The 248-nt window shown below is 48.8% G+C and carries 1 pseudogene; it reads right to left on the reverse strand.

Features of this window, described 5'->3' with window-relative positions:
• Nucleotides 1-51 precede the first annotated feature (51 nt).
• Nucleotides 52-189: pseudogene (locus tag DW937_RS14645) on the reverse strand (mobilization protein); the annotation flags it as partial.
• Nucleotides 190-248 lie beyond the last annotated feature (59 nt).

Consider the following 248-nt stretch of genomic DNA (forward strand, 5'->3'; position numbering starts at 1 on the left):
TCACGGACTTTGAACTGCCCGGACAGGATCTTCTCTTTCGTACCGGGCATCATTTAGGAGTTTGCAAGTGAGTTCCAGTGACGCTTTTTCCTCCGCTGTCACACGGAACTTGATGATGTGCGTTTTGTTGTTCGGCGTGTCGTGGTGCTGAAAATTGCTAGGAATCGGTTGAACATTCGTTTTGGTCATTGTACCTCCTGTCTGTTCGATAACTCCTCGGTGAAGCTATGTAAGCACGACACGCCGTT

The organism is Faecalibacterium sp. AM43-5AT (assembly GCF_003603345.1).
Lineage (GTDB): Bacteria > Bacillota > Clostridia > Oscillospirales > Ruminococcaceae > Faecalibacterium > Faecalibacterium taiwanense.